Source organism: Dietzia sp. B44, from assembly GCF_014145245.1.
In the GTDB taxonomy this organism is placed as follows: Bacteria; Actinomycetota; Actinomycetes; order Mycobacteriales; family Mycobacteriaceae; genus Dietzia; species Dietzia natronolimnaea.
On the sequence record NZ_JAALEF010000250.1, the window covers coordinates 1 to 3159 of the forward strand.

Genomic DNA, 3159 nt, shown 5'->3' on the forward strand with positions numbered 1-3159 from the left:
CCCTGCGGTCGCGGGTCGGGATGCTCGCACCCGCGGCGGACAAGGCCGAGCGCCTGGACACGCACCTGGCCGCCGGGTTCGACCCCGGTCCGGTCCGGGTGGTCGACGTCACCACCACGGTTCCCGCCGCGATCGCCGCGGACCTGGCCCTCATGGGCCCCAGTGGAGTCCACCTGGGTCGGGCCGGGGTCGAGCGGGCCATCGGGTCCGGCGACGGCCCGGTCCGCGTCCACGTCGAGGTGCGGACGTTCCGCAGGTCTCTGCAGGAGTGACGCGCTCTACACGAGTGAGGCGCTCTACAGGAGGTAGGCGCTCTACAGGAGTGAGGCGTACATCGCGTGGGTCTGCTCGGCGATCGCCTCCCACGCGAACCGCGTCCGGGCCCGCTCCTGCCCGGCACGGCCGTACGCGGCGGCCTTGCCCGGATCGACGACGAGTTCGTTGACCGCGGCCGCGAGACCGGCCTCGAAGGCGTCCGGGTCCGACTCGTCGTAGTGGACGAGCGTGCCGGTCTCGCCGTCGACGACGACCTCCGGGATCCCGCCGACATCGGAGGCGACGACGGCGGTGTCGCAGGCCATGGCCTCGAGGTTGACGATCCCGAGGGGTTCGTACACCGACGGGCACGCGAACACCGTGGCGGCGGAGAGGATCTCGATGACCTCCGCGCGCGGCAGCATGTCGCGGAGCCAGAAGACGCCGTCCCGGGTGGACTGCAGGTCGGCGACCAGTGATTCCATCTCGGCCGCGATCTCCGGGGTGTCCGGGGCACCCGCACAGAGCACGAGCTGGGCGTCCGGGTGGAAATCTCGGGCCGCGCGGACCAGGTGGGGCACTCCCTTCTGACGTGTGATGCGACCGACGAACGCCACGATCGGTCGGTCCGGGTCGACACCGTGCCGCCGGAGGACCGAGTCCTCCCCGGCGAACGTCTCGACCGGTGACCACACCGAGGTGTCGATGCCGTTGAGGATCACGTGGATCTTCTCCGGATCGACCTCGGGGTAGACGCGCAGGATCTCGTCCTTCATCCGTGCACTCACCGCGACCACGGCGTCAGCGTGGGCGAAGGCGTTGCGCTCCGACCACGACGAGACGCGGTAGCCGCCCCCGAGCTGCTCGGCCTTCCAGGGTCGGCTGGGCTCGAGAGAGTGCGCGGACACCACGTGGGGGATGCCGTAGAGCTCCCCGGCGAGGTGGCCGGCCAGGCCCGCGTACCAGGTGTGGGAGTGGACGATGTCCGCCCCCTCCGCGGCCACGCACATGCGCAGTCCGGCGGAGAGGGTCCGGATCGCCGGGTTGGCGTCCTCGCCCAGCTCCGGATCGGGCCGGAACGCCCGCGCGGTGTCGCGGTCCGCGCCCATGCACAGGACGTCGACCTCGCACAGCGGCCGCAGGGTGGCCACCAGTTCGGTCACGTGGACCCCCGCCCCGCCGTAGACCTCCGGTGGGTACTCCCTCGTCATCATCGCTACTCGCACACCGGTCAACCTAGCCCCCCGGGGCGTGCACGGGACCGTTGCGGGTGAACCCCGCCCGACCACGGGGTGTCGGCGCGGGGCGGTGCGGGGGCAAGTCCCGTGATGGTCCGTGGCAACGGCCCGGAAGTCGTTACGGTGGGGGGGTGAGGAACCAGCCGCACGTCCTAGCAATCGTTCTCGCCGGTGGCGAGGGCAAGCGCCTCTTCCCGCACACCGCGGACCGCGCCAAACCGGCGGTGCCGTTCGGCGGGTCGTACAGGTTGATCGACTTCGTCCTGAGCAACCTCGTCAACGCCGGTTTCATGCGGATCTGCGTCCTCACGCAGTACAAGTCGCACTCCCTCGACCGGCACATCTCCCAGGTGTGGCACATGAGCGGGATGGGGGGCGAGTACATCACCCCCGTTCCCGCGCAGCAGCGGCTCGGACCGCGGTGGTACACCGGGTCGGCGGACGCCATCCTGCAGTCGCTGAACCTGGTCCACGACGAGAAGCCGGACCACATCGTCGTCTTCGGGGCCGATCACGTCTACCGCATGGACCCCCGTCAGATGCTCGACCACCACATCGCCACGGGGGCCGCGGTCACGGTCGCCGGGATCCGGGTCCCCCGCAGTGAGGCCTTCGCCTTCGGCTGCATCGACGCGGGGGACGACGACCTGATCCGGGACTGGGTCGAGAAGCCCTCCGATCCTCCGGGGACGCCGGACGACCCGGATGCGACGTTCGCCTCGATGGGCAACTACATCTTCACGACGGATGCGCTCGTCACGGCCCTCAAGGCGGACGCGGAGAAGCCGGATTCCACCCACGACATGGGCGGGGACATCATCCCCGCGCTGGTGGAACAGGAGCGCGCGTACGTCTACGACTTCGCCCGCAACCGGGTCCCGGGCGAGACGGAGCGCGACCGGGGGTACTGGCGTGACGTGGGGACCATCGACGCGTTCTACGACGCCCACGTGGACCTGGTCTCAGTGCACCCGGTGTTCAACCTCTACAACAACCTGTGGCCGATCCGGACCCAGCAGGACAATCTGCCGCCAGCCAAGTTCGTCAACGGCGGCATGTCCCAGGAGTCGATGGTGGGGGCGGGGACGATCATCTCCGCGGCCACCGTGCGCAACTCCGTGGTCTCGAACAACGTGGTGGTCGAGGACGGCGCCGTGGTGGAGGGCAGCGTGCTGATGCCCGGTGTGCGCATCGGTCGGGGCGCCGTGGTGCGCAGGGCGATCGTGGACAAGAACTCCTCGATCGGCCCGGGCGACGTGATCGGCGTGGATCACGAGCGCGACCGGCTCCGGTTCCCGATCAGTGCCGGCGGAGTGGTGAGCGTGTCCAAGAACTCCGTCACGTCGCTGCCCGGCTGAGTCGCCAGCCGGGTCCGGTCCAGGGTTCGCCGCCTCCGGGCGCGCGGGCTCAGAGTGCGACCACGGTCAGCCCGCCGCCGACGGGCAGCACGGTGACGTGTGCGTGTTCGGGCAGGTCCGCGCCCTCCGGCAGCGGTGCGTGCTCACCGATCAGGACCAGCGCACCGCCGGGACGCAACAGTTGGTGAGCGCGGGACACCACCCGGGCGACCGAGTGATCCGGGACATCGGCGACGAGCAGGTCGTAGGCGCCGTCGGCGAGCTTGTCGGCCACCTCCAGCGGCCGCGCCGCGATGTAGCGGGCGGCG

General features: G+C 70.6%; 3 protein-coding genes and 1 pseudogene. 2 read left to right on the forward strand and 2 right to left on the reverse strand.

From position 1 onward, the window contains the following. Positions 1 to 272: pseudogene (locus G6017_RS09090) on the forward strand (methyltransferase type 11); the annotation flags it as partial. A 42-nt stretch (positions 273 to 314) separates the two neighbouring features. Here G6017_RS09090 and glgA read toward each other — a convergent pair. Further along, positions 315 to 1481, reverse strand: a complete 1167-nt coding sequence (glgA, locus tag G6017_RS09095) for a glycogen synthase (RefSeq protein ID WP_347237831.1) — start codon at positions 1479 to 1481, stop codon at positions 315 to 317. A 143-nt stretch (positions 1482 to 1624) separates the two neighbouring features. Between glgA and glgC the strand changes: the two genes are divergently transcribed. After that, the gene (glgC, locus tag G6017_RS09100) at positions 1625 to 2851 is read left to right on the forward strand and encodes a glucose-1-phosphate adenylyltransferase (protein ID WP_179525590.1); all 1227 of its coding nucleotides are present in this window, start codon (positions 1625 to 1627) and stop codon (positions 2849 to 2851) included. A gap of 49 nt (positions 2852 to 2900) precedes the next feature. Here the strand turns inward: glgC and G6017_RS09105 are convergent. After that, positions 2901 to 3159: O-methyltransferase (locus tag G6017_RS09105; protein WP_524536271.1), on the reverse strand; the 259-nt coding region annotated here is incomplete at its 5' end.